Raw genomic sequence first — 24,554 nt, 5'->3', positions numbered from 1 at the left:
AGATGGCCATGCCGCTCCGCCAGACCATCAGGGTCGGGACGTATCTCTTCGAACAGAAGCTCCGCAGGCGGGAGAAGTTCCCGCTCATCGTGGAGCTGGAGCCGCTGTACGCGTGCAACCTCAAATGCGAGGGCTGCGGCAAGATCCAGCACCCGGCAGGGGTGCTCAAGCAGCGCATGCCGGTCGCCCAGGCGGTCGGCGCGGTGCTGGAGTCCGGCGCCCCGATGGTCTCCATCGCCGGCGGAGAACCGCTGATGCACCCGCAGATCCACGAGATCGCCCGGCAGCTGGTGGAGAAGAAGAAGTACGTCTTCCTCTGCACCAACGCCCTGCTGCTGCGCAAGAAGATCGAGAACTTCACCCCCTCCCCGTACTTCGCCTTCGCCGTGCACATCGACGGGCTGCGCGAGCGGCACGACGAGTCGGTCGCCAAGGAGGGCGTGTTCGACGAGGCAGTGGAGGCGATCAAGGAGGCCAAGCGGCGCGGCTTCCGGGTGACCACCAACTCCACCTTCTTCAACACCGACACCCCGCAGACCGTGATCGAGGTGCTCAACTACCTCAACGACGACCTCAAGGTGGACGAGATGATGATCTCGCCCGCCTACGCCTACGAGAAGGCCCCCGACCAGGAGCACTTCCTCGGCGTGGAGCAGACCCGCGAGCTGTTCCGCAAGGCGTTCTCCGGCGGCAACCGGGGCCGCTGGCGGCTCAACCACTCGCCGCTCTTCCTGGACTTCCTGGAGGGCAAGGCCGACTTCCCCTGCACCGCCTGGGCGATCCCCAACTACTCGCTGTTCGGCTGGCAGCGGCCCTGCTATCTGATGGCCGACGGCTATGTCCCCACCTACCGCCAGCTCATCGAGGAGACCGACTGGGAGAAGTACGGCCGCGGCAAGGACCCGCGCTGCGCCAACTGCATGGCGCACTGCGGCTACGAACCCACCGCCGTGCTCGCCACCATGGGCTCGCTGAAGGAGTCGCTGCGGGCGGCCCGTGCCTCCGCCTCGGCCAAGTGAGCACCCGCGTGGGCACCTTCGATCTGACGGCGCTGCTCGCCGCGCGCGGCGGTGAGCGCTACGAGCTGCACGGCCGCCACATCAACCCGCAGCTGCCGCGGATGCTGCGCACCATCGGCTTCGACAGGTTCTACGAGCGGGCCGAGGGCGCCTACTTCTACGACGCCGACGGTGACGACTACCTGGACATGCTCTCCGGCTTCGGGGTGATGGGCCTGGGCCGGCACCACCCGGTGGTCCGGCAGGCGCTGCACGATGTGCTCGACGCCCAGCTCGCCGACCTCACCCGCTTCGACGCCCCGCCGCTGCCCGGACTGCTCGCCGAGCGGCTGCTCGTCCACTCGCCCCATCTGACGCGGGTCTTCTTCTCCAACAGCGGCACCGAGGCGGTGGAGACCGCGCTGAAGTTCGCCCGCTACGCCACCGGCCGGCCGCGCGTGCTGTACTGCGCGCACGCCTTCCACGGGCTGACCGCGGGCTCCCTCTCGGTCAACGGCGAGCACTGCTTCCGGGACGGCTTCGCCCCGCTGCTGCCGGACACGGCCGTCCCGCTCGGCGACCTGGACGCGCTGGAGCGCGAGCTGCGCAAGGGCGATGTGGCCGCGCTGATCGTGGAGCCGATCCAGGGCAAGGGCGTCCACGAGGCCCCGCCCGGCTATCTGCGCGCCGCCCAGGAGCTGCTGCACCGCCACAAGGGGGTGCTGATCGCCGACGAGGTGCAGACCGGGCTCGGCCGCACCGGGGACTTCTACGCCTACCAGCACGACGACGGGGTGGAACCGGACCTGGTCTGCGTGGCCAAGTCCCTCTCCGGCGGCTATGTCCCGGTCGGCGCCACCCTCGGCAAGGAGTGGATCTTCAAGAAGGTCTTCTCCTCCATGGACCGGGTGGTGGTCCACTCGGCGAGCTTCGGCTCCAACGCCCAAGCCATGGCCGCCGGTCTGGCCGTGCTCGCCGTACTGGAGGACGAGCAGATCGTCGCCAACGCCCGGCGCACCGGCGAGGATCTGAAGAACCGGCTGGCCGCGCTGGCCGACCGCTACGAGCTGCTGCACCAGGTGCGCGGGCGCGGACTGATGATCGGCATCGAGTTCGGCCGCCCGTCCTCCCTGGGGCTGCGCGGCCGCTGGACCATGCTCCAGGCCGCCCGCAAGGGGCTCTTCGCCCAGATGGTGGTGGTCCCGCTGCTCCAGCGCCACCGCATCCTCACCCAGGTCTCCGGCGACCGGCTGGAGGTGATCAAACTGATCCCGCCGCTGATCATCGGTGAGCGGGAGGTGGAGCGGTTCGTCTCCGCGTTCACCTCGGTGATGGACGAGGCGCACAGCGGCGGCGGGCTGATGTGGGACTTCGGCCGCACCCTGGTCAAGCAGGCCGTGGCCCAGCGCTGAGCCTGCCTTCGCTGCGTATTGCCTCTGAGGTAAGAAATTTGCCTCAGAGGGAAGACGGTGGCGCAATGGTGCCATGAGCACCCCGGCCGATCCGCCCGGCCTTTCCGACGAGTCCGACCCGGCGCTGCCGGATGTGGCGCCCCAGCTGAGGGCGCTGCGCCGGCGCCGGGGACTCACCCTGGAGGCCGCCGCCCGGCGGGCCGGGCTCTCACCCGCCCATCTCTCCCGGCTGGAGACCGGCCGCCGCCAGCCCTCGCTGCCGATGCTGCTCGGGCTCGCCCGCATCTACGGTACGACCGTCTCGGAGCTGCTGGGGGAGAGCGCCCCGGAGCGCGACCCGGTGCTGCGGGGCGACCGGGCCGAGCCGACCGAGGCCGACGGCTGGATCTACCGCCGGGCCGGCGCCCGGGGCCGCGCCATGCAGGCGCTGCGGGTGGAGGTCCCGTACGCGACCCCGGCCGACCTGGTGCGGGTGCACCCCGGCGAGGAGTGGCTGTACGTCCTCGGCGGCCGGGTCCGGCTCACCCTGGGCGAGACGGCGCACGTCCTGGACCCGGGTGACTCCGCCCACTTCGACTCGCTGACCCCGCACCGTATCGCCGCGGCCACCGCCGGCGGGGCGGAGCTGCTGTTCGTCCACACCCTGATGCAGAGCCCCGCCGCCGAGCTGTGCCTCGGCGGCGGCACCGTCCGGGCCCGCTGAGCGGCCCGGCGCCGAGAGGAGCGATCCACCATGATCCAGGAACCGGCCGCGGACCGCGGCGAGACCTCGGGGACCCCCGCCCCGGCGCCCGGGCGGGCGGGAAAGGACAGCCGGGCGGACCGCGAGGAGCGGCGCTTCCCGACCGGCATCCTGGTCCGGCTCTTCGCCTACCTCATCGCCGGCCACCTCTTCGCGGCCTTCCTCTATCTGCTCTTCGTGCTCGGCGGCCAGAACCAGTAGCAGCCGTCAGACCCTCTCGACGCCGTCCCCGGAGTCGTCGAGCAGCCGCTCCCGCAGCCGCTCCCGGGTCTCCGGGGCCAGGCGCAGGCCCTCGGCCAGATAGCGGTCGGTGGTGCCCCAGGTGGCCTCGATGGTGTCGAAGGCCGTCCGCAGATACTCGATCCGGGCCTCGAACAGCGGGTTGAGCAGCTCCATCACCTCGGCGGACATCCCCGTCGCCGAGGTGTCGGTGCGGCGCACCTTGTAGCGGCGGCTCGGCTCGTTGGACTTCAGATAGTCCTCCTCGATCGCCTCCCGCTCCACCCCGAGGGCGAGCAGGGTGACCGCGACCGACAGCCCGGCCCGGTCCTTGCCGGCGGCGCAGTGCATCAGCGCCGGCACGCTCTCCTCGGCGAGGGCGTGCAGCACCCGGCTGTGCTCGCCGGTGCGGTCCGTGATGATCGAGCGGTACGAGGCGATCATCCGGTTCGCGCCCTTGCCGTCGTCCAGGATGGCGCGCAGCTGGTCGAGGTCGCCGTCCCGGACCATGGTCCAGAACTCGGCGCCGTCGGCCGGGTCGGAGAGCGGGATGTTCACGTTCCGCACGCCCGGCAGCGCGATGTCCGGCCCCTCCAGCTTCTGGTCGGCGGAGTTGCGGAAGTCGAAGACGGTGTGCAGCCCCAGCGTGGCGAGGAAGGCGGCGTCCTCCCCGGTGGCGTGTGCGAGGTGGCCGCTGCGGTAGAGCGTGCCCTGCCGCACCCGCCGGCCGTCCACCGTGGGCAGCCCGCCGACATCCCGGAAGTTGCGGACCCCGGTCAGCTCGGGCTCGGTGGACGGTGCCTGCGGCAGCTGCTGGGTCACGAAGGTCTCCTCCGCGTCTGCCGTCGGCGCCGGCCGCCGACGAGGTCGCGGCTCCGACGATACGGCACGGTCACGGCGTACCAGGAGGGGCCGTACGACCCCGGACCTGCGCGGACCCGCCGCGCGCGGGCTCGGCGCCCCGGGGAGCCCCCGGTCCGGATCGGCGACCCCTTTGTCCGTTTCGGCACCCATGCACGTAAGGCCCGTTGTGTCGGTGCGAAGTGCGTTCTCCGGTGCCCCAGGGGCTGACATGACCGTATCGACTCGCCCCTGACTGGGAGCATCTGTCCGAATTGCTTGTTTGGCTATGTTCCGGGCCAACCTGCCCTGGTCGTGGGGTAAATGGGCCGGAGCGCGTGAGCAGCGTCATAACCGTGACGGTCCGTGCCCGCCAAGGGCTCCCAATTGCCGTGCTGGGGACGGGAACTCATGATCCGTAATCCACACAGGGTGACCGCGATTCCGCTCCGTTCGCACCCCTAGGAATACCCACCGGAAAGCCGCGGCTTGTTCGCGCCGACTCCGCTCGCTTAAGTTCACGGCAATCCGGCCGGACCGCCGAATCCTGCCACCGGCCCGGAATTCACACTCACCCACGCGTGGCAGGAGCGGGGGACCCAGGTAGTACGCCGAACCCCGGGAGGGGCCCGGCTCGGGGTGAAGCCGTGTCAGTACACGGCCGGACATCTCCAGTCCGAACCCGACAGCTCACCTCGTAGGCGCCGGAGAGGATTCGCCATGCCCGGCAAGGGTAAGCACCGCCGTCCCAAGTCCAGCACCCTCACCCGCGGCTTCGTCGCCGCCGGCACCGGTGGCGCCGCCATCGCGCTGCCGCTGTTCGCCGCGAGCGGCGCCCACGCCGCCGAGCAGAGCGCCCCGGCCGCCGCCGCCCAGACCGCCGCCGTGCAGCAGGCCGCGCACAGCGCCGCGAAGGCCGCGCCCCGCAGCTACACCGTGGTCGCCGGCGACTACCTCGCCAAGATCGCCCACAACAAGAACGTCAAGGGCGGCTGGCAGAAGCTGTACGAGGACAACCGGAAGGTCGTCGGCGAGGACCCGGCGCTGATCATCCCGGGCATGAAGCTGACCCTCGGCGCCAAGTCCGGTGGAGCCGAGGCGGCTCCGGCCAAGCCGAAGGCCGACGCGGACCGCGCCTCCCGGAGCACCGCCCGCTCCGAGGCCCCCAAGCCCGAGGCCCCTGCCGCCGAGGCGCCCGCCTCCTCCGCCTCGACCAGCGGCTCGGGCTTCGTCGCCCCGGTCGACGGCGGCATCGGCACCCCGTACCACCAGTCCGGCTCCATGTGGTCCTCCGGCTACCACACCGGCGTCGACTTCGCCGCCTCCACCGGCACCCCGATCAAGGCGGTCGGCCCGGGCACCGTGGTCTCCGCCCAGTCGGGCGGCGCGTACGGCAACGAGATCGTCATCAAGCACGAGGACGGCAACTACTCGCAGTACGCCCACCTCTCCTCCCTCGGGGTGTCCGCCGGCCAGACCGTGAGCGCCGGCCAGCAGATCGGCCTGTCGGGCGCCACCGGCAACGTCACCGGCCCGCACCTGCACTTCGAGATCCGCACCAGCCCCAGCTACGGCTCGGACATCGACCCGCTGGCCTACCTCCGCAGCCACGGCGTCGGCATCTGATCCCTCTCGGCCTCTCCGCCGCCGCCTCCGCCCGGCACCCGCACACGGTGCCGGGCGGAGGCGCGTCCACTGCCTCCACCCCCCCCGCAATTCCGCCCCGTTTTTCCGCACCCCGCTTATTCCGCGCTTGGGGGAAAATTGACCGGTGGCAAACATCACGCCCCGTCAACCCCTCCTTACGGTCGCGTAGGTCACATCCCGCGTAGAAGGATGACCTGCCGTGGCAGACCATTCGACCTTCAGTGAACGTGACGTATGCGGGTCGTACGCGGCGATCGGTGACAGTTTCACCGAGGGCGTCGGGGACCCGGGGCCCGGTGGGGCCTTCGTCGGCTGGGCGGACCGCCTCGCGGTGCTCCTCGCGGACCGGCTGCCGGAACCCGAGTCGTTCCGGTACGCCAACCTCGCCGTACGCGGACGGCTGCTCGACCAGGTGGTGGCCGAGCAGATCCCCCGAGCCCGGGAACTCGCCCCCGACCTGGTGACCTTCTGCGCCGGCGGCAACGACATCATCCGCCCCGGCAGCGATCCGGACGATGTGGCCGAACGCTTCGAGCGGGCGGTCGCCGCGCTGGCCCCGGTGGTCGGCACGGTCCTGGTGACGACGGGCTTCGACACCCGGGGCGTCCCGGTACTGCGCCATCTGCGCGGCAAGATCGCCACCTACAACGGCCATGTCCGGGCGATCGCCGACCGGTACGGCTGCCCGGTGCTGGACCTGTGGTCACTGCGCACCGTGCAGGACCGGCGGGCCTGGGACCTGGACCGGCTCCATCTGTCGCCCGAGGGTCACACCCGGGTCGCCCTGCGCGCCGGGCAGGTGCTCGGCCTGCCGGTCCCCGCCGACCCGGACCAGCCCTGGCCGCCGCTCCCTCCGCGCCGCACCCTGGAGGGCCGCCGGGACGACATCAACTGGGCCCGCGAGTACCTCGTCCCCTGGATCGGCCGCCGGCTGCGCGGCCAGTCCTCCGGCGACCACGTCTCCGCGAAGCGCCCCGACCTGCTGCCGCTCTGAGGCGGGGGGCGGCGGCCCTGGGCTGGGGTCTGCGGTGCCGGGCTACGGCCCTGGGGGCTGGGGGCTGTGGTGCCGGGCTGCGGCCCTGGGCTGGGGCCTGTGTTTCCGGGCTACGGCCCTGGGGGCTGCGGTGCCGGGCTGGGGCTGCGTTTCCGGGGCCGGGCTGCGGCCCTGAGGCCGGGACCTGCGTTTCCGGGGCCGGGCCGCCCGGGGCCGCCCTCGCCGAGGGTGCCGCCTGCCCGCTGTCAGAGCCGCCTCCCATAATGGAAAGCCCCTCACCCGTGGAGGTCCTGTGACCGGCTCCCTGCCCCGCCCGGGGTCCCCCCTCCCGCCGCGCGCCCGGCTTCGCGCGATACGCCCGGCCGCCTTCGGCGCGGACGCCGGCGGGGAGCGCTGGGCACGCGTCCAGGCCTCGCCGAACTTCGCGGACGGCGTGTTCCGGAACCCGGTGGGCACCCGCCACCGGCCCTCGGGCTCGTCCCTGGAGTTCGCCCGGACGTACTTCGAGAAGGAGTCGAAGGCCCGCCGGGCCCCGGCCGGGCGGATCCCCGTGCACCCCACCACCGTCGCGGACCTCGCCCGGCCAGCGGCCACCGGCCTGCGCATCACCTGGCTCGGCCACTCCAGCGTGCTCGCCGAGATCGACGGCGTCCGGGTCCTGTTCGACCCGGTCTGGGGCGAGCGGTGCTCCCCCTTCTCCTTCGCCGGGCCCAAGCGCCTGCACCCGGTGCCGCTGCCGCTCGCCGCGCTCGGCCCGGTGGATGTCGTGGTGATCTCCCATGACCACTACGACCACCTGGACCTGCCCACCATCCGGGCCCTCGCCACCACCGACACCCTCTTCGCGGTGCCGCTGGGCGTCGGTGCCCACCTGGAGCACTGGGGCGTGCCCGTCTCCCGTCTGCGCGAGCTGGACTGGCACGAGTCGACCGAGGTCGGCGGGGTCCGGCTCACCGCCACCCCGGCCCGCCACTTCTGCGGGCGGGGACTGCGCAACCGGCAGCACACCCTGTGGGCGTCCTGGTCGCTGGCCGGCCCCGAGCACCGGATCTTCCACAGCGGCGACACCGGCTACTTCGAGGGCTTCCGCGAGATCGGCGCCGCGCACGGCCCCTTCGACGTCACCATGATCCAGCTCGGCGCCTACAGCGACTTCTGGCCCGACATCCATATGACCCCCGCCGAGGGCCTTCGCGCCCACCTGGACCTCCAAGGGGCCGCCCCCGCCGGGGTGCTGCTGCCGATCCACTGGGGCACCTTCAACCTGGCCCCGCACCCCTGGGCGGAGCCGGCGGAGTGGACGAGGGACGCGGGGGAGGAGGCCGGCCAGACCGTGGCGGCCCCCCGCCCCGGCGAGCCGTTCGAGCCCGGCGGGACGGTGCCCGTGGAGCCGTGGTGGCAGGCGGTGTCCCATCCGATCGCGCGGCCGTGGCGGGGTCGCCAGGACATGCCCGTGGTGTCTCTCGAAGGGGAGCCGAGCGCCGGGAGGACGGAAGTCGGGTGATCCGCGTGCGCGACGGCCTCGCATGATCGGCTGCTCGGAAGAGGCCGCCACGCGGGACCGGTGGCCGGCTCCGGGGAGCACGGCTCCGCGGCGTGGCGGAGCCACTCCCGTGCCCGCCTGGTGTCCAGTACGGTGGCCTTCGGTCGATCGGGAGGCACCGGCCGCGGAGCGGTGGGCGGGTGCGAGGGCGGAGGCGGTTACCCATGAGCGCGGCAGACGGCCCGGAATCCTCCGTGCGACCGGCGGTGCGCAACAGCATGGCCGGGGGCACCGTTCACGGACCGGTGGTCATGGCGGGCGCCGTCCACGGCGACATCGCCTTCAACTACCACCTCACCAACGCGTCGGGTACGAGCGATGGAAAGCCGAACCAGGTACCCCGGCCCCCGCGTCAGTACATCAACCACGAGGGCACGCTCCGCCGCGTCGACGCCTTATTCCGTTCGGGAACGGCTGAGGGGGAGTACGCCTGCCCCATCGGCGTGATCAGCGGTCTGCCCGGTGTCGGCAAGACGGCGACGGCCTCCCAGGTGGCCTACCGCAGCCGCGGGCACTTCCCCGACGGCCAGTTGTTCGTGGACTTCGCCACCGTGCGCAACGGAGCCGAGGCCGGTGTCTCGGACGCGCTGGCCATGTTCCTGCGCGCGTTGGGCGGAGAGAACACCGTCATCCCCCCGTTGCTCTCCGAACGTGCCGCCCGCTACCGCAGCCTGTCCTCGGAGAAGCGGCTGCTGGTGGTGCTGGACGACGTCAGCCGGGCCGCACAGGTCACCGCGCTCCTCCCGCACGGGCCGGGCAGCGCCGTACTCGCGACCAGCACCTCACGACTGGGTGAACTCGCCCTGGACGGCGCCGAACTGCTCCCGCTCGGCGTCCTGGACGACGAGAGTTCCGTCCGGTTGCTCGTGGCGCTCTGCGGTACGGAGAGACTCGGCAGCGACCAGGAGGCCGTCGTCGCCCTGGCCCGGCGGTGCGAAGGCCTGCCCATCGCCCTGCGGATCGTGGCGGCGCGGCTGATGACCCACCGGAGCCTGACCGTCCGGGAGCTGGTCGACGAACTGGCCGACGAGCACGGCAGGCCGAGCCGGGCGTCCGAGTCCGCCGAACCCGAGGAGCACGGCGCCATGGCAGCCCTCGACCTCGTGTACCGGGAGCTGCTCGCGGGAGCGGCCAGGCTCTACCGCGTTCTGGGCTGTCTCCCGGTGCGGACCTTCGACACCGGACTGGCGGCTGTCGCCGCCCGGCAGGAGCGGCAGGAGGTCCGGCGGCACATGGACGTGCTGCACGAGGCCGGTCTGCTCACCGCCACCGACGACGGCCGGCACCGGCTCCACACCCTCGTCGCACGGCACGCCCGTGCCGCCGCCGAGGAGAGCGAGCCCGCCGACTTCGAACGGCGCGTCGTCCAGCGGGCGGCCGGCCACTACCTGGCCCTCACCCTGCTCGCCGACCTCGCCATCCGGGAAGACCGTCTGCGCATCGTCGACGTCGCCGAAGTCCTCGGTGCTCCGGAACGGGAGCGGGGCACCAGCCCGTTCGAGCAAGGGGACAGCCCGAAGGCGGAAGCGATCAGCTGGCTGGTGGCGGAACGCCCGAACCTTATGGCGGTTCTGCGGGCGGCGGTCCGTTTCGGCCTGTACCGGCAGGCCTGGCAACTCGCGGAAGTGCTGACCGTGCTCTTCCTGCACCACCGGCACGTCGCCGACTGGCGCGAGTCCCTCGAACTGGGCATCGAGGCGGCGGCCCAGGACCGCCATCCGGCAGCGGAGGCGCGGCTGCGGAGCCTGCTCTCCCGGCCCTTGCTCGACTTCGACCAGGACGAGCCCGCGTACTCCCATCTGGAAGCCGCCGAGCGGCTCGCCGTCGAGTCCGGGCACCTGGTCCTCCAGGCATCGGTGCAGGAGTTCCTCGGGCGGTACTGGAGTCGGCATGATCCCGAGCTCGCGGTGGCGGCCTACCGGTTGTCGCTGTCCCTCAACGCCGAGGCCGGAGAGGTACGGGGCGAGGTCCTGGCCGCCTACTTCCTCGGCTGCGCGCTCAGCGCGACAGGCGATCACGGAACCGCGCTGGAAACGGTGAGCGAGGCCCGCCGCAGGTTCCTCTCCCTGGAGGACCGGCGCATGGCAGCCCGTGCGCTGGCCGATGCCGGGCGCATCCGCGGACGCCTCGGTCAGCGGGAGGAAGCACGGGACGCACTGGCCGAAGCGGCGGCCGAACTGGGCAAGCAGGAGGCTCTGGAGTACCAGGCGCAGGCCCTGGTCGATCTGGCGGAGCTCCAGGAGCGGGCAGACCGGGCGCAGGACCACCTCCGGGAGGCGCTCAGCCTGTACGAGAAGCTGGGGAGTCCCCGGGCCGCCGACGTCCGGGCACGCCTGGCCGGTTGACCGGTGAAGGCGGCGTCGTACGCAGGGTCAGGGACAGCTCCTGCCATCGCCTCCCGTGCCGCACGGCCACCCTGGCGCCATCCGGTTCCACACCGTACCGAAGGAGGCCGTACACCGCGGCCGCCGCGGCCGCCAGATCCGGGCTGCTCCCGTCGGCGGGCCGCGCCGCCACGATCCGCTGGTCCTTCAAGCGGAGCAGGCAGAGGCCGCCGACGGCCGCGGCCGCGACACGGACCCCCGGGAAGTCGGCGAAGGTGCGGTGGAGCAGGTCGGCGGCACCGTCCGGCGTCACCGCCGGCGAGGTGTGCAGCAGGACGGACGCGCCCTCGCTGAGACGGGTGTCCGGCTCGTCCAGGTCGCAGGCGAGGTGCCAGTACCGTCCTTCGCCCTCCTGTCCCTCCCGGCCCACGGAGGCGGGGAAGCGCCGCACCTCCACCCGCAGCCGCCCATCGGGACCCTCCTGCACGGAGGTCTCCACCAGGGTGGCGGTCAGGCGCTCCGCCTTCGCGGTGGGGGGACCAAAGGCCCGGGCGCCGCGCTCGCGGGCCGGCTCCTTCGGCGGGGCCAGGTCGAGCAGGTCGTAGACGAGACGGCGAAGACGCGGCATGGCGACGCCCGGTTCGGCGAACGCGCGCTCACCGATGGCCGCGAACTGTCCCGCTCGGTGCTTCTCCTCCGCCTCCTGGACCTGGGCCTCCAGTGGCGCGTCCGCGTCGAGCCAGCCGGCCGCGGAACGGAGCGCGAAGCCGGCGGTCCCCGGAACGGCCTCCGAGCCGAACGCGGCGAGAAGAACCGGCTTGTCGAGCGCCGCGGCGTACAGGGTCACCGAGCCGTTGTCCCCGATGACCAGGTCCGCGGCCGTCAGCGTCTGCTGCCAGCCGTCCGTCGGATCGATCAGCAGCAGGCCCGCCTCCATGGCGGAGCGCTGCATCGCCCGTATCTGCCAGGCGCCGTGCCCGGACCAGACATTCGGGTGCAGGACCAGCGCCACCCGTGCCTCGTCGACGGGGAGTTGCGACAGCAGCCGGTGGGGCAGGTCGGGAGTGCTCGCGATCAGCGACTCGCTGCCCCAGGTGGAGGTCACCATGATCAGGCGCTGCTCCGGACGGACGCCGAGCGCGGAGCGGTAGCGCTGCCTCCAGTGCGTACTGGCCCGCAACCGGTCGAAGCAGGGGTCGCCGATCAGCACGGTGCGGCCGGCGGTGTCCGGTCGTGCGGCGGCCAGTTGCCGCTCCTGGTCCGGGTGCGACACCGCCAGCCAGGCCCGCCGGCGTCTCAGCAGTTCGTCCGCGACCAGCCCGGACAACCGTGTGCCGAAACCGGCGGAGTCCGGTACGAGCTTCTGGAACCCCACTCCGTGCGGCAGCACCAGCACCGGGTATGTGCCCTCCGGGGCGCCGATGTTCTCACTGGCCGAGATCAGCAGGTCGGGTGCGACGTCGCCCAGTTGGTCCCAGGGGATCGTCCGGCATCGCAGGGACCGCAGCAGCTCCAGCACGCCGTCGTTGAAGGCGGAGGACGGGTCGTAGGCGAAGACCACGGCGACCCGGCCGTCGTCATGGACGATCTCCGGCACCACGTCGAGCAACCGGACCAGCGACGTGACCGTTCGTGCCGCCACCACAAGGGTGCGTTCGGTGCGGAAGGTGCGCCAGCGAGGCGCGTCCGGACCGACCGGGACGAGAACGCGCCTGTCAGACTCCACCGGGCACCTCCGCACGACCAGGTGCACTCCGACAGTCTGTCAGACAGTCTGAGGGCTCCCGGCTCCCGGCTCCCGGCTCCCGGCTCCCGGCTCCCGGCTCCCGGCTCCCGGCTCCCGGCTCCCGGCTCCCGGCTCCCGGCTCCCGGCTCCCGGCCAGTCTGCATATCGCGAATCACGTTCCTGATCAATCCTCTCGAACCCAGCGCCTCTCAGTTCGCCGGATCGGACCGCACGTTGAAGGTGAGGTTCGAGAAGTCCCGGCCCTGGACCACGGTCTCCTGCCTCCCACCGCTGATCTCGTTGTGCACCTGGCCGCCGGTGTCGACCGCTTGGGCCTCCCGCCACCAGGTGGCCAACGCGGAACCGAACTCGGCGTCCAGGGCCGCTCGTACACCGAGCGCCGTCACCAGGGCCTGCGCCCGCATCGGTTCCCCGGGCGCCTCCTGGAGGGACGCCACCTCGATCTCGCCGGTGCCGGGGCCTGCCTCGTCGGGTCCGGCCTCCCCTCGGCGGAAGGGGCGCCGGACGAGCGTCGTGAGTCCCTGCCATGCCTGGCGGCCGGCCTCTCCGCCGAGGCCTCCCGCCAGTGCCGCGAGCGCTGCCGCTGAAATCGGATCCATGGGTGAGCTCCCCGTGTCGACTGTAGGACCCACCTTAGGAGCAGCCTGCCCATCAGGGGCGGGTTGCGGGGATCTCGACGCCCCGGCCGGAGCCGTTCGACTGCTCGGGCTCACTCAGGACGGTGGCAGAGGAAGCAGCCCTCCCAGTACGGGAGCGCGCTGAGGACCCGATGCCGGGCGCAGGAGGCCACCGCGCGTTCCTCCAGCGGTGGGAAGACCCCCTCGGTGGAGGGGGTCTCGGGCGGTTCGAAGGACTCGACCATGGCGGCGAACGTCCGCAGATAGCCCGGGGCGAAGGGGGGTTCGTAGCCCAGCTCGTCCCACCGATGGCGGGTCAGCGCCAGCGCGGTGGAGCGCAGGACGAAGTCCTTCGACCGGGCACGCTCGGCCGCGGACGCGCCCCACTCGACGTCCTCCAGGTCGAAGCCGACGCCACCGCGCCCCATCATCTGCTGGTCCTGCAGGGCGAGCAGAGCGGCGAAGCGGTAGTCCCACTCGGCGTCGGCGAGATCGGACACCGCCAGCGTCAGCACGTCGACGAACACCGCGGTGCCGCCGTTGGACAGGTACAGCCTCTGTCCGCCGCCTTCGAAAACGTTCCCCATGCTCATTCACGGTAGGTGACTTCGTCGCCGCGTCGGTGGCCTTTTCCGCCGCCGCGACAGCGCCGCTCAGCGGTGCCGGCGCAGGCCTCGACGCGCAGCCCGGGGTGGTCGGGGCCATCGCCGACAAGCTCGCCTCCTGGGGCGCAGTCCTGCCCGCCCCTGAGCGGCGAGATCGCCGCCCTACGGGAGGAGATCGCCCAGCTGCGGTACGCCGCCGTCTCCCATGCCGTGATCGACCAGGCGATCGGTGTGGTGCCGGCCTATGGCGGACTGCGTTCCGACACCGGGTGGGAGGTGCTCCGCGAGGTCTCCCAGCACACCAACACCAAGCTGCGCGAGGTCGCCGAGTACCTGGTGCAGTGGCCGCACCGCGCGTGGCTGCCGCCGGAGATCCAGCACGGCCTGGACGCCGCGCTGGAGCGTCGGGGGCGGCCTCCGGACAGCGGTCGGCCGCCGTCGGGACCGGCCGGTCCCGCGGTGCCCGGCACGTACACACCGGTCAGCGGGACATGATGGTCCGAATATCGGCTTGGCAAAATCCGTGAGTGAGCACTGTCGGAGCGTCCGGGGTAGGCGAAAGGATCCCTCTGCGGTCGGCCGGGCCAGCTCGGCCGGGGCCGCGGACCCACCGCCGGACACGGCCCCCGCCGGCCGGCGGCAGACCTCACGCAGGGGGAACGACCACGTGATACGCACCGCGGCGCTGGGCAGCGCCGCCACTCTTGCCGCCGGGGCGCTCGCCGCCGGCCTGCTGCTCTCCCCGTCGGCCACCGCCGCTCCCGCCTCCCGGTCCGCCGGCGACGGGGCGCGGGAGGCCGTGGGAGTGAAGATCGCCGCGGCCCGTGCGGCCCGCGCCGGGATCGACTGGAAGGACTGCCCGGCCGACTGGGGCCTGGAGAAGCCCATCCAGTGCGGCTTCGTGAAGGTCCCCCTCGACTACGCGAAGCCCCTCGGCCGGACCATCGACATCGCCGTGGACCGGATCGGCAGCACCGGCACCAAGGACGAGCGCCAGGGCGCCCTCATCTACAACCCGGGCGGCCCCGGCGGCTCCGGACTGCGCTTCCCGCGCCGGGTCACCACCAAGAGCCCGCTGTGGACCAACACCGCCAAGGCCTATGACTTCGTCGGCTTCGACCCGCGCGGGGTGGGCCGCTCCACGCCCATCTCCTGCATCGACCCGCAGGAGTTCGTCAAGGCGCCCAAGGCCGACCCGGTGCCGGACAGCGAGGCCGACAAGCGGGCGCAGCGCAAGCTGGCGGCCGAGTACGCGGACGGCTGCAAGGAGCGCAGCGGCTGGATGCTGCCGCAGATGACCACCCCGAACACCGCACGCGACCTCGATGTCATCCGCGCGGCGCTCGGCGAGCGCAAGCTCAACTACCTGGGCGTCTCCTACGGCACCTACCTGGGCGGCGTCTACGCCACCCTCTTCCCCACCCATGTCCGCCGCATGATCGTGGACAGCGTGGTGAACCCCTCGAAGGAGAAGATCTGGTACCAGGCCAACCTGGACCAGGACGTCGCCTTCCAGACCCGCTGGAACGACTGGAAGGCCTGGGTCGCCCGGCACGACGCCGTCTTCCGCATCGGGAACACCCCGGCCAAGGTCGAGGCGAAGTACCAGGAACTGCGGGCCACCGCCAAGGCGAAGCCGATCGGCGGAGTGGTCGGCCCCGCCGAGCTCATCGGCTTCTTCCAGGGCGCCCCGTACTACGACTCCTCCTGGGTGCCGGTCGCCCAGACGTTCAGCGACTACCTCGCCGGGGACACCCAGGCCCTGGTCGACGCCATCGCCCCGGACATGTCCGACACCGCGGGCAACGCCGCCGCCGAGAACGGCAACGCCGTCTACACGGCCGTCGAGTGCGCGGACGCCAAGTGGCCCACCAGCTGGAAGCGCTGGGACCGGGACAACACCCGGCTGCACAAGGACCACCCCTTCCTCACCTGGTCCAACGCCTGGATGAACCTGCCCTGCGCCACCTGGAAGTCCACGCAGCACGAGCCGGTCGAGGTCGGCGCCAAGCGCGGGCTGCCGCCGGTGCTGATCGTGCAGTCGGAGCGGGACGCGGCCACCCCGTACGAGGGCGCGGTTGAGCTGCACCGACGGCTCGCCGGCTCGCGGCTGATCACCGAGAAGGACGCGGGCTCGCACGGCGTCACCAGCCTGGTGAACCCCTGCGTCAACACCCGGGTCGACGCCTATCTGCTCACCGGCAAGACCGACGCCCGTGATGTGACCTGCGCCCCGCACGCCACCCCGGTCCCGCCGGGCGCCACGGCGGGTAAGGCCTCGGCCCCGGCCTCCGCGCCGCTCGACCTGCCGGCCGTGCCCGCGGTGCGCTGACCCAGGTCTGATCGCATAGCGGGAACAGAGCGGCCGGCGCCCTCGCGGTAGGGCGCCGGCCGCTCACCGTACCGGGACGAATCCCGCCTCATAGGCGGCGATCACCGCCTGGGTACGGTCCCGGGCGCCGGTCTTCGCCAGCACGGCCGCCACATGGGTCTTGGTGGTCGCCGGGCTCACCTCCATCCGCCGGGCTATCTCCCCGTTGCTCAGCCCGGTCGACATCAACCGCAGCACCTCCGCCTCCCGCCCGGTCAGCCGTGCCATCCAGGCGGCCGGCGGGCCGGCCCCCCTCCGGTCGCCGTACGCGGCGGCCAGCGACCGCACAGCCGCCGGGAACAGCAGCGAGTCACTCCGCGCGACCAGCCGCACCGCCTGCACCAGCTCCTCCGCGGCGACCCGCTTCAGCAGGAAGCCGGCCGCGCCCGCGCGCAGCGCGTCATACACATAGGCGTCGTTCTCGAACGTGGTGACGACCACGATCCGCGGCAGCGGGCCGGGCCCGCGCAGGATCAGCTCGGTGGCCTGGATGCCGTCCACCCGCGGCATCCGCACATCCATCAGCACCACGTCGGGGCGCAGCTCACGCACCACCGTGACGGCCTCGTCGCCGCTGGAGGCCTCGCCGACGACGCTCAGCCCCGGCTCGGTGTCCAGGATGACCCGCAGCGCCGTACGCACCATCAGCTCGTCGTCGGCCAGGACGATGCGCACCCCCTCGCCGCTCACCGTGTCCCCGCTCCGTACGGCAGGACGACATGGAGCCGCCAGCCCGGCGGCGACCCGGCGCCGGCGGCGGTACGGGGGCCGGCCTCCATGCGGCCGCCCCAGAGCGCGGCACGCTCGGCGATCCCGCGCAGACCGCGACCACCTCCCGCCCGGGCGGCCCGCGGCGCAGGGCGCCGTTCGGCCATCGGGTTGTCCATCGTGATCTCCATTTCTCCGTCGCCTGCGGTGATCCGCAGCTCCACCGGGACCGCTCCGGCGTGCCGCAGGGCGTTGCCCAGCCCTTCCTGGACGATCCGGTACGCCTCCCGGGACACCTGCGCCGGGACCGCGAGCGGGTCCCCGGCCAGCCGGACGTCCACCGGGGCACCCCCGGCCGCCACCAGCGTGTCCAGGGAGGCCAGCGTCGGTGCCGTCGCGAGAGCCTCCGGCCCGGGCGGCCCCCCGTCGTCCTGCCGCAAAAGGCCCAGCACCGCGTCCAATTCGCCCACGGTCCGGCGGGTGGTCTCCTCGATGGCCGTCAGCGCCCGGGTGACGAAGTCCAGGTCCCGATGGCGCTCGTCCAGCATCCGCCGTGCGGCGCCCGCCTGAAGGGTCACCGCCGACAGCGCATGGCCGACCGAGTCGTGCAGCTCCCGCGCCAGGCGGTTGCGTTCGGCCAGCTCCGCGGCGCGCCGCTCGGCCGCCGCCAGCCGGTCGGCCGGGGACGGGCCGAGCAGCAGCGGCGCGCACCGGGCGAGCAGGGCTCCGGCAGCCGCGGACACCGCCACGAGCGCCATCAGCGACGCCACGCCGAGGAGCGGCAGCAGCACGGTCGTCGCGGGGAGGGAGTCAACGGCCAGATAGGCGCGGAGCCCGGGGCGGAAGGCGGCAGCCATCAGGGCGACCGCGAACGGCGGCACGGCCAGCGAGGCGCCCGCCACCGCCGCACCCACGCCCAGATGCAGGGTGAGCCAGCAGGCGGTACGCGCCCGTTCGGACCGGCCCCGGGCCGGTCCGTCGGCGAACCGCTCGGCGGGCTGCCCGCACAGGGACCGGGCCGCGGCCACCGACAGCGGGCGGGCCACGGGCAGCCGCCCCGCCACCGCGATGAGCGGCAGGGCGGCCGCGTAGGCCGCCAGCAGCAGGGTGGTGTTGCCCTCCAGGGCGTCGCGGCTGTCGGTCGCCGAGCCGATGACCACCACGCCCAGCAACCAGAACGGCATCAGCAGGGCACCACCCAGCACCAGATGGACCCAGCGCAGCCGCGCCTGCCGCCCGAACAGCGCCCGGGCCGCCGACCGGGCGGTGACGCCGGTGGTGGTGACGGTGGTGGCGGTGCTCGTCATGGGCGCCGAGCCGTCAGCACACGGGCCGGCACGCAGCTCAGCAGCAGACCGGAGATCATTTCCACAGCGTAGGCCGACACGGTCAGCGCCGAGGGCGGTTCGGCACCGCCCAGGGGTGTCAGCGCCGCGAACAGCAGCCATCCACCCCAGGCCGCCAGGGTGCTCGCGCCCACCCAGGCGGCCCCCAGCAGCGGCTTCAGCGGCAGCCTCGGCAACGGGCGGAAGACGAGGACCAGGACGCTCACCGCGGCCACGGCGGCGAACGCCGCCCGTGATCCATGCAGCGCGCCGAAGTCCGCGGTGCGCCGGGCGATCTCGTCGGCCGTCAGACCCACCGTGGAGCCCAGGGCCCAGGACAGATGCGCGGCACCGGCCAGGGTGGCGGTCACCGCCCCGGCGACCGCGCATATCCGGATGGACGGGGGAGTGGCCGCCCTGGGCAGTCCGCCGACCGTCCCGCGCCACAGATGGCCCCAGCGGCGCCCGGTGTACAGCAGGAACAGCCCGCCCAGGGCAAGGCCCTGGGCGATGAAGCCCCCGTAGACCACGGCGAAGACCCACTCGTCGAGGAACGGCCGCGAACCCCGGATGCCGCCCTCGGCCTCGGAGAAGGCGAGTTGCAGGGGATAGCCCACCATGATCGGGGTCAGCAGACCGGTCGCCGCCCAGCCGGGGAGGGTGAGCAGCCACGGTCTCACCCGAAGCCCCCATGGGCGGGTCAGCAGCAGGGCGAGCACCACCACGGTCGCGTCCATCAGCAGGGTGACCGTGTTGGCGGCGAGCAGCAGCGTCCGGTGCTCCAGCAGCACACTGCCGTCCGGGATGCCGACCCTGCCGTCCGCTATCCACACCACCTTCAGCACGACGTAGGGCAGACAGGCGGCGATCGCCACGGTACGCAGCACCACGGGCAGCCCTCTGGACGGAGCGTGGGCGGCGGACAGGGCGTCGGAGGTCATGGCACCACCCTGCCGCCGCTCACCGGCCCTGCCATCCCGCGCGAGAGCGATCCGCCTCCCCCGGGCGGGGGAGGAACCCGGACCGGGGGAGGAGCCGGGGACCATGCCCGCCCTCGCCACCCGCGGTCAGTGCGACGTACCGCCCGAGCTGCCGCCCGAACCGCCGTTCAGGGCGCGGAGGATGCGTTCGGCGGCCAGGGTCGCCGTCAGCTCGCCGTCGCGGACCCGCCGCTCCAGCTCGGGTGCCAGGGCGCGGACGGCCGGGTCGGCGCGGAGCCGGCCGAGGAGTTCGTCGCGGACCATGGTCCAGGTCCAGTCGACCTGCTGGTCCCGGCGGCGGGCCGCCAGCCGGCCGGTGGAGTCCATCAGGGTGCGGTGCTGCTCCAGCCGGTCCCAGACGGTGTCCAGGCCGGTGGTCTCCCGGGCGCTGCAACTGAGCACCGGAGGCGTCCAGAAGGCGTCCTTGCCGTGCATCAGCCGCAGGGCGCCCGCCAGTTCGCGGGCGGCGGTCTGGGCGTCGCGCTCGTGCGGGCCGTCCGCCTTGTTGACGGCGATCACATCCGCCAGCTCCAGCACGCCCTTCTTGATGCCCTGGAGCTGGTCCCCGGTGCGGGCGAGGGTGAGCAGCAGGAAGACGTCCACCATGTTGGCCACGGCCGTCTCGGACTGGCCCACGCCGACCGTCTCGACCAGCACCACGTCGTAGCCGGCGGCCTCCATCACCACGATCGACTCACGGGTGGCCTTGGCGACCCCGCCGAGCGTGCCGGAGGTGGGGGAGGGGCGGACGAACGCGGCCGGGTCCACCGCCAGCCGCTCCATCCGGGTCTTGTCGCCCAGGATGGAGCCGCCGGTCCGGGTGGAGGACGGGTCGACCGCCAGCACCGCCACCCGGTGCCCCATACCGGTCAGCATGGTGCCGAACGCGTCGATGAACGTCGACTTGCCCACGCCCGGCACACCGCTGATCCCGATCCGGCGGGCACTGCCGCTGTGCGGGAGCAGTGCGGTCAGCAACTCCTGTGCCAGCGCGCGGTGCTGGGGGCGGGTGGACTCCACCAGCGTGATGGCGCGGGCGATCAGCGCCCGCTTGCCGTCGAGCACGCCCTTGACGTACGCGTCCAGATCGATCGCCATACCGCCCCCGGCCCTCAGTCGCCCTGCCCCGCGGCGGCCTCAGCCGAACCGGTACCACCGGAACCGGCCGCGCCCAGCTCGCCGTGGCCGAGGTCGGCCGCCAGCCGGAGCACCAGGTCGTACGCCGCGTCCGGGATGACCGTACCCGGCGGGAAGACCGCCGCCGCGCCCATCTCCAGCAGGGTCGGTACATCCTGCGGCGGGATGACCCCGCCGACCACGATCATGATGTCCTCGCGCCCCTCCTCGGCCAGCTGCTCGCGCAGCGCCGGGACGAGGGTGAGGTGCCCGGCGGCCAGCGAGGAGACGCCCACGATGTGCACATCCGCCTCCACCGCCTGGCGGGCCACCTCGGCGGGCGTCTGGAACAGCGGGCCGACGTCCACGTCGAAGCCCAGGTCGGCGAAGGCGGTGGCGATCACCTTCTGGCCCCGGTCATGGCCGTCCTGGCCCATCTTGGCCACCAGGATGCGGGGACGGCGGCCCTCCTCCTCGTCGAAGGCGTCCACCAGGGCGCGGGTGCGCTCCACGGACGGGGACTCGCCTGCTTCGTTGCGGTACACACCGGAAATCGTACGGATCTGGCCGGCGTGGCGCCCGTACACCTTCTCCAGGGCGTCCGAGATCTCCCCGACGGTGGCCTTGGCGCGGGCCGCGTGCACCGCCAGCTCCAGCAGGTTGCCGTCCCCGCCGGCCGCCCGGGTCAGCGCGTCCAGCGCGTCCTGGCAGGCCCGCTCGTCGCGCTCCTCGCGCAGCCGCCGCAGCTTGGCGAGCTGCCGTTCGCGCACCGAGGAGTTGTCGACCTTGAGCACCTCGATCTGCTCGTCGGTGTCCACCCGGTACTTGTTGACCCCGATCACCGGCTGGCGCCCGGAGTCGATCCGGGCCTGGGTGCGGGCCGCGGCCTCCTCCACCCGCAGTTTGGGGATGCCCGCGTCGATGGCCTGCGCCATGCCGCCGGCCCGCTCCACCTCCTGGATGTGCTGCCAGGCCCGGCGCGCCAGGTCGTAGGTCAGCCGCTCCACATACGCGCTGCCGCCCCACGGGTCGATGGTCCGGCAGGTGCCCGACTCCTGCTGGATCAGCAGCTGGGTGTTGCGGGCGATCCGCGCGGAGAAGTCGGTGGGCAGCGCCAGCGCCTCGTCCAGCGCGTTGGTGTGCAGCGACTGGGTGTGGCCCTGGGTGGCCGCCATCGCCTCCACACACGTCCGGGTGACGTTGTTGAACACGTCCTGCGCGGTCAGCGACCAGCCGGAGGTCTGCGAATGGGTGCGCAGCGACAGCGACTTGCTGTTCTTCGGCTCGAACTGGGCCACCAGCTTGGCCCACAGCAGCCGGGCCGCCCGCAACTTGGCGATCTCCATGAAGAAGTTCATGCCGATCGCCCAGAAGAACGACAGCCGGGGGGCGAACGCGTCCACGTCCAGACCGGCGTCCCGGCCGGCCCGCAGGTACTCGACCCCGTCGGCCAGGGTGTACGCCAGCTCCAGGTCGGCCGTCGCCCCGGCCTCCTGGATGTGGTAGCCCGAGATGGAGATCGAGTTGTACCGCGGCATCCGCTGCGAGGTGAAGGCGAAGATGTCGGAGATGATCCGCATCGAGGGCTTCGGCGGATAGATGTACGTGTTGCGGACCATGAACTCCTTGAGGATGTCGTTCTGGATGGTCCCGGCCAGCTTCTCCGGCGGTACGCCCTGCTCCTCGGCGGCCACGATGTACAGCGCCAGCACCGGCAGCACCGCGCCGTTCATCGTCATCGACACCGTCATCCGGTCCAGCGGGATGCCGTCGAAGAGCTGGCGCATGTCGTAGATGGAGTCGATGGCCACCCCCGCCATGCCGACGTCACCGGTCACCCGCGGGTGGTCGCTGTCGTAGCCGCGGTGGGTGGGCAGGTCGAAGGCGACCGACAGGCCCTTCTGCCCGGCCGCCAGGTTGCGCCGGTAGAAGGCGTTGGACTCCTCGGCCGTGGAGAAGCCCGCGTACTGGCGGATGGTCCACGGCTGGTTGACGTACATCGTCGGATAGGGCCCGCGCAGATACGGGGCGATGCCCGGGAAGGTGTCCAGGAAGTCCAGACCCTCCAGGTCCTGCCCGGTGTACAGCGGCTTGACCCCGATGCCCTCCGGGGTCTCCCAGAGCAGATCGTCCCCGCCGGCGGCCCGCTTGACGGCCGTACGCCACTCGTCGGCGCCGGCGGCCGGGGACGGCGACCCCAGCTCGATCCCGGAGAAGTCGGGGACGCCTCCGCTCGGACGGTCACCCATCACGACACTCCCATACGGTCGAGGGCGGCGGTGAGCACCGCGACGGCGTCACCGCCCGCGAAGACATAGCTGTCGATCCCCTGGTACCCCTGCTCCGAGGCCGGGCGGCCGGCCAGGAACACATGTCCGGCGCCCGCCGCGCGCAGCTCCGCGGCGACCGCCTCGGCCTGCTCTCCGTACACCGTGTCGCTGGAGCAGAGGCAGGCCTCGGCCGCCCCGCTGTCGGCGAACGTCCCCTCGGTGACCGGCTCGATGCCGCCGGCCTGGAAGAGGTTGGCGGCGAAGGTCAGCCGGGCGGTGTGCGCGGCGGCCGGGCCCAGGGCGGCCAGATAGACCCGGGGTCGGGCGCCGGTGGCGGCCAGATGCGCGTCGGAACGGGCCCGCAGCGCCTCGTACGCCTCGTCGCGCCGCACCCGCGGCAGCCCGCCGGACGGGAGCTGCGGCGCCGGCTCGCGGACCACCGGCTTCTCCGCCAGATACGGGAACTCGCTGACCCCGGTGACCGGTTCGCGCCGCTTGGCCAGCTTGGCGCTCCGCTCGGCCCAGGTCGCGGCCAGCCGCTCGCCGACCATCCCGGAGCGCAGGGCGGCGCCCTGGCCCCCGGCCCGTTCGATCTCCTGGAAGAACGCCCAGCCCGCCTCGGCCAGTTCGTCGGTGAGCCGCTCCACGTAGTACGAGCCGCCGGCCGGGTCGATCACCCGCGCCAGATGCGACTCCTCCACCAGGATGGTGGCGGTGTTACGGGCGATCCGCCGCCCGAAGGCGTCGGGGAGACCGAGCGCGTGGTCGAAGGGGAGCACGGTGACCGAGTCGGCGCCGCCCACCCCGGCCGCCAGCGTGGCGACCGTGGTCCGCAGCATGTTCACCCACGGGTCCCGACGGGTCATCATCACCGGCGAGGTCACCGCGTGCTGGACCTGCGCACCCGCCCCCGGAGCCCCGCAGACCTCGGCCACCCGGGCCCAGAGGCGGCGCGCCGCACGGAGCTTGGCGATGGTCAGGAACTGGTCGGCACTGGCCGCGTACCGGAACTCCAGCTGCCGGCAGGCCTCCGCGACCCCCAGACCGGCCCCGGTCAGCTCCCGGAGGTACGCCACCCCGGTCGCCAGCGAGCAGCCCAGCTCCTGCGCCGCCGAACCGCCCGCCTCGTGGTACGGCAGGGCGTCCACGGTCAGCGCCCGCAGCGTCCCGCCCCCGGCGCCCGTGCGGCCGAAGCGCTCGGCGCACAGCCGCGCCAGGCCGGCCGCCGCCTCGAAGTCCAGCGCCCGCCCGGTACGGGCCGCGTACCCGAGCGGGTCGGCGCCGAGGTTCCCGCGCACCGCCTCGTCGGCGACGCCCCGCTCCTCGTACAGCGCCAGCAGCGCGTCCGCCGCGGCCCGCGTCTCGGCGCCGGCGTCCAGCACGATCGGCGCCAGGTCCAGATAGACGCCGTCCAGCACCCGGCCGAGCCGGTCCACCGGGATGCCGCCCTCGCCCAGGACCAGCCAGAGCGAGGTGACACCGTTCTCCAGGTCGGCCAGGACCGCGGCGCCGTCGTCCGCGGTGTGCCGCTGGCGCACGTCCCAGCCGCCCACCGTGCCGCCCTCGACCCGGCCGCCGCGGACGAACGGCGCGAAGCCGGGCAGCCCGGGGTCGGGCGCGGAGTCCCGCGCGGTGTAGAGCGGGCGGGTGGTGAGCCCGTCCTCCAGCCGGGTGGACAGGGCGTCCTCCGCCTGGTCGGCGGGCACGTCCTTGCCCGACTTCAGCAGGACGCCCGCCACCAGGCGCTGCCACTGCTCGGGGGACGCGTCGGGGAACTCGGCGGCCAGCGGAAGGCCGTCGTCAGGCAGGACCGTCATGCTCGGATGCTAGGTCAGATGCACAAAGGTGCAGCAGGGGCCGCGAGTGTGACCTTGTTCTCTTGTCGCGGCACTCAGTGCCACCTAGGGGGTGTTTGTCCGGCTGAGGGCGGTGGCGGGCCGGTCCGGAGGCCCGCCCGTTCCGTGGTCGGCTCCGCTGACCAGCCGGTTTTCCGGCGCGGGTCGGTGGTCGGGCGGGGTGGACGTCCGTCCGTCGGGCGGGCACCCGGCCGGGCGCGGCCGTCCGGGGGCCGTCCGGGCCGCTTGACGGGAGCCGGG

20 protein-coding genes and 1 riboswitch are annotated in these 24,554 nt (G+C 72.9%); of the genes, 10 read left to right on the top strand and 10 right to left on the bottom strand.

What is annotated here, in order from left to right; genetic code table 11:
- Nucleotides 1–2: 2 nt before the first annotated feature.
- The 4 genes from hpnH to ABZ945_RS06950 all read left to right on the top strand — a co-directional run bounded on the left by hpnH (nucleotide 3) and on the right by ABZ945_RS06950 (nucleotide 3,353).
- On the top strand, nucleotides 3–1,019 hold the full coding sequence (gene hpnH / locus ABZ945_RS06965; RefSeq protein ID WP_361265106.1) for an adenosyl-hopene transferase HpnH: 1,017 nt from the start codon (nucleotides 3–5) through the stop codon (nucleotides 1,017–1,019).
- A gap of 8 nt (nucleotides 1,020–1,027) precedes the next feature.
- A complete protein-coding gene (locus tag ABZ945_RS06960; RefSeq protein WP_361265291.1) occupies nucleotides 1,028–2,410 on the top strand; it encodes an aspartate aminotransferase family protein in 1,383 nt (460 codons plus the stop codon).
- Nucleotides 2,411–2,483: 73 nt separating this feature from the next.
- Nucleotides 2,484–3,113 (top strand): XRE family transcriptional regulator, encoded by a 630-nt coding sequence (locus tag ABZ945_RS06955; RefSeq protein WP_361265103.1) that lies wholly within the window; start codon nucleotides 2,484–2,486, stop codon nucleotides 3,111–3,113.
- Between the two features lie 30 nt (nucleotides 3,114–3,143).
- Nucleotides 3,144–3,353 (top strand): DUF6126 family protein, encoded by a 210-nt coding sequence (locus ABZ945_RS06950; RefSeq protein WP_361265100.1) that lies wholly within the window; start codon nucleotides 3,144–3,146, stop codon nucleotides 3,351–3,353.
- Nucleotides 3,354–3,359: 6 nt separating this feature from the next.
- Here ABZ945_RS06950 and ABZ945_RS06945 read toward each other — a convergent pair whose 3' ends face one another.
- Nucleotides 3,360–4,193 (bottom strand): tyrosine-protein phosphatase, encoded by an 834-nt coding sequence (locus tag ABZ945_RS06945; RefSeq protein ID WP_361265097.1) that lies wholly within the window; start codon nucleotides 4,191–4,193, stop codon nucleotides 3,360–3,362.
- Between the two features lie 580 nt (nucleotides 4,194–4,773).
- Nucleotides 4,774–4,928, top strand: a riboswitch (cyclic di-AMP (ydaO/yuaA leader).
- 3 nt (nucleotides 4,929–4,931) lie between these two features.
- On the opposite strand from ABZ945_RS06945, the gene ABZ945_RS06940 reads away from it, so the two are divergent.
- From ABZ945_RS06940 to ABZ945_RS06925, 4 genes are all read left to right on the top strand, one after another.
- Nucleotides 4,932–5,837 carry a LysM peptidoglycan-binding domain-containing M23 family metallopeptidase gene (locus ABZ945_RS06940; RefSeq protein ID WP_361265094.1) on the top strand — a complete coding sequence of 302 codons (906 nt, stop codon included), beginning with the start codon at nucleotides 4,932–4,934 and terminating at the stop codon, nucleotides 5,835–5,837.
- Nucleotides 5,838–6,057: 220 nt separating this feature from the next.
- The gene (locus ABZ945_RS06935; RefSeq protein ID WP_361265091.1) at nucleotides 6,058–6,852 is read left to right on the top strand and encodes an SGNH/GDSL hydrolase family protein; all 795 of its coding nucleotides are present in this window, start codon (nucleotides 6,058–6,060) and stop codon (nucleotides 6,850–6,852) included.
- A gap of 292 nt (nucleotides 6,853–7,144) precedes the next feature.
- Complete coding sequence (locus ABZ945_RS06930; RefSeq protein WP_361265088.1) at nucleotides 7,145–8,356, top strand: MBL fold metallo-hydrolase; 1,212 nt, start codon at nucleotides 7,145–7,147, stop codon at nucleotides 8,354–8,356.
- A 203-nt stretch (nucleotides 8,357–8,559) separates the two neighbouring features.
- A complete protein-coding gene (locus tag ABZ945_RS06925) occupies nucleotides 8,560–10,740 on the top strand; it encodes an NB-ARC domain-containing protein (RefSeq protein ID WP_361265085.1) in 2,181 nt (726 codons plus the stop codon).
- On the opposite strand, the gene ABZ945_RS06920 is transcribed toward ABZ945_RS06925, so the two are convergent.
- The 3 genes from ABZ945_RS06920 to ABZ945_RS06910 form a co-directional block, all read right to left on the bottom strand.
- Complete coding sequence (locus ABZ945_RS06920; RefSeq protein WP_361265082.1) at nucleotides 10,676–12,445, bottom strand: CDP-glycerol glycerophosphotransferase family protein; 1,770 nt, start codon at nucleotides 12,443–12,445, stop codon at nucleotides 10,676–10,678. The genes ABZ945_RS06925 and ABZ945_RS06920 overlap by 65 nt on opposite strands.
- A gap of 209 nt (nucleotides 12,446–12,654) precedes the next feature.
- Nucleotides 12,655–13,065, bottom strand: coding sequence for a hypothetical protein (locus ABZ945_RS06915; protein WP_361265079.1), 411 nt, complete (start codon nucleotides 13,063–13,065; stop codon nucleotides 12,655–12,657).
- A 110-nt stretch (nucleotides 13,066–13,175) separates the two neighbouring features.
- Nucleotides 13,176–13,670, bottom strand: coding sequence for a hypothetical protein (locus tag ABZ945_RS06910; protein ID WP_361265076.1), 495 nt, complete (start codon nucleotides 13,668–13,670; stop codon nucleotides 13,176–13,178).
- Nucleotides 13,671–13,829: 159 nt separating this feature from the next.
- On the opposite strand from ABZ945_RS06910, the gene ABZ945_RS06905 reads away from it, so the two are divergent.
- Both ABZ945_RS06905 and ABZ945_RS06900 read left to right on the top strand, forming a co-directional pair.
- Nucleotides 13,830–14,183: an ANTAR domain-containing protein gene (locus ABZ945_RS06905; protein ID WP_361265288.1), complete on the top strand. Its 354-nt coding sequence runs from the start codon at nucleotides 13,830–13,832 to the stop codon at nucleotides 14,181–14,183.
- 172 nt (nucleotides 14,184–14,355) lie between these two features.
- Nucleotides 14,356–16,020: an alpha/beta hydrolase gene (locus tag ABZ945_RS06900; RefSeq protein WP_361265073.1), complete on the top strand. Its 1,665-nt coding sequence runs from the start codon at nucleotides 14,356–14,358 to the stop codon at nucleotides 16,018–16,020.
- A gap of 63 nt (nucleotides 16,021–16,083) precedes the next feature.
- Here ABZ945_RS06900 and ABZ945_RS06895 read toward each other — a convergent pair whose 3' ends face one another.
- The 6 genes from ABZ945_RS06895 to ABZ945_RS06870 form a co-directional block, all read right to left on the bottom strand.
- Entirely contained in the window at nucleotides 16,084–16,749 is a 666-nt protein-coding gene (locus tag ABZ945_RS06895) for a response regulator transcription factor (RefSeq protein ID WP_361265070.1), read from the bottom strand.
- On the bottom strand, nucleotides 16,746–18,074 hold the full coding sequence (locus ABZ945_RS06890; protein WP_361265067.1) for a histidine kinase: 1,329 nt from the start codon (nucleotides 18,072–18,074) through the stop codon (nucleotides 16,746–16,748). Before ABZ945_RS06890 ends, ABZ945_RS06895 begins: the two co-directional genes overlap by 4 nt.
- A complete protein-coding gene (locus ABZ945_RS06885; protein ID WP_361265063.1) occupies nucleotides 18,071–19,033 on the bottom strand; it encodes a hypothetical protein in 963 nt (320 codons plus the stop codon). Before ABZ945_RS06885 ends, ABZ945_RS06890 begins: the two co-directional genes overlap by 4 nt.
- Nucleotides 19,034–19,159: 126 nt before the next feature.
- Nucleotides 19,160–20,170, bottom strand: coding sequence for a methylmalonyl Co-A mutase-associated GTPase MeaB (meaB, locus tag ABZ945_RS06880; protein WP_361265060.1), 1,011 nt, complete (start codon nucleotides 20,168–20,170; stop codon nucleotides 19,160–19,162).
- A gap of 14 nt (nucleotides 20,171–20,184) precedes the next feature.
- The gene (scpA, locus tag ABZ945_RS06875) at nucleotides 20,185–22,437 is read right to left on the bottom strand and encodes a methylmalonyl-CoA mutase (protein ID WP_361265057.1); all 2,253 of its coding nucleotides are present in this window, start codon (nucleotides 22,435–22,437) and stop codon (nucleotides 20,185–20,187) included.
- Nucleotides 22,437–24,275 (bottom strand): methylmalonyl-CoA mutase family protein, encoded by a 1,839-nt coding sequence (locus ABZ945_RS06870; protein WP_361265054.1) that lies wholly within the window; start codon nucleotides 24,273–24,275, stop codon nucleotides 22,437–22,439. Before ABZ945_RS06870 ends, scpA begins: the two co-directional genes overlap by 1 nt.
- Nucleotides 24,276–24,554 lie beyond the last annotated feature (279 nt).

Origin of the sequence: Streptomyces sp. NPDC046887, from assembly GCF_040644755.1 — a bacterium.
GTDB lineage: Bacteria > Actinomycetota > Actinomycetes > Streptomycetales > Streptomycetaceae > Streptomyces > Streptomyces lichenis.
This window is presented reverse-complemented; position numbering and strand designations above follow the sequence as displayed.

Coding starts and splice junctions, on each gene's coding strand:
- hpnH (WP_361265106.1), top strand. CDS start 3: ATGGCCATGCCGCTCCGCCAGACCATCAGGGTCGGGACGTATCTCTTC.
- ABZ945_RS06955 (WP_361265103.1), top strand. CDS start 2,484: ATGAGCACCCCGGCCGATCCGCCCGGCCTTTCCGACGAGTCCGACCCG.
- ABZ945_RS06950 (WP_361265100.1), top strand. CDS start 3,144: ATGATCCAGGAACCGGCCGCGGACCGCGGCGAGACCTCGGGGACCCCC.
- ABZ945_RS06940 (WP_361265094.1), top strand. CDS start 4,932: ATGCCCGGCAAGGGTAAGCACCGCCGTCCCAAGTCCAGCACCCTCACC.
- ABZ945_RS06925 (WP_361265085.1), top strand. CDS start 8,560: ATGAGCGCGGCAGACGGCCCGGAATCCTCCGTGCGACCGGCGGTGCGC.
- ABZ945_RS06915 (WP_361265079.1), bottom strand. CDS start 13,065: ATGGATCCGATTTCAGCGGCAGCGCTCGCGGCACTGGCGGGAGGCCTC.
- ABZ945_RS06910 (WP_361265076.1), bottom strand. CDS start 13,670: ATGGGGAACGTTTTCGAAGGCGGCGGACAGAGGCTGTACCTGTCCAAC.
- ABZ945_RS06890 (WP_361265067.1), bottom strand. CDS start 18,074: ATGACGAGCACCGCCACCACCGTCACCACCACCGGCGTCACCGCCCGG.
- ABZ945_RS06885 (WP_361265063.1), bottom strand. CDS start 19,033: ATGACCTCCGACGCCCTGTCCGCCGCCCACGCTCCGTCCAGAGGGCTG.
- meaB (WP_361265060.1), bottom strand. CDS start 20,170: ATGGCGATCGATCTGGACGCGTACGTCAAGGGCGTGCTCGACGGCAAG.
- scpA (WP_361265057.1), bottom strand. CDS start 22,437: ATGGGTGACCGTCCGAGCGGAGGCGTCCCCGACTTCTCCGGGATCGAG.
- ABZ945_RS06870 (WP_361265054.1), bottom strand. CDS start 24,275: ATGACGGTCCTGCCTGACGACGGCCTTCCGCTGGCCGCCGAGTTCCCC.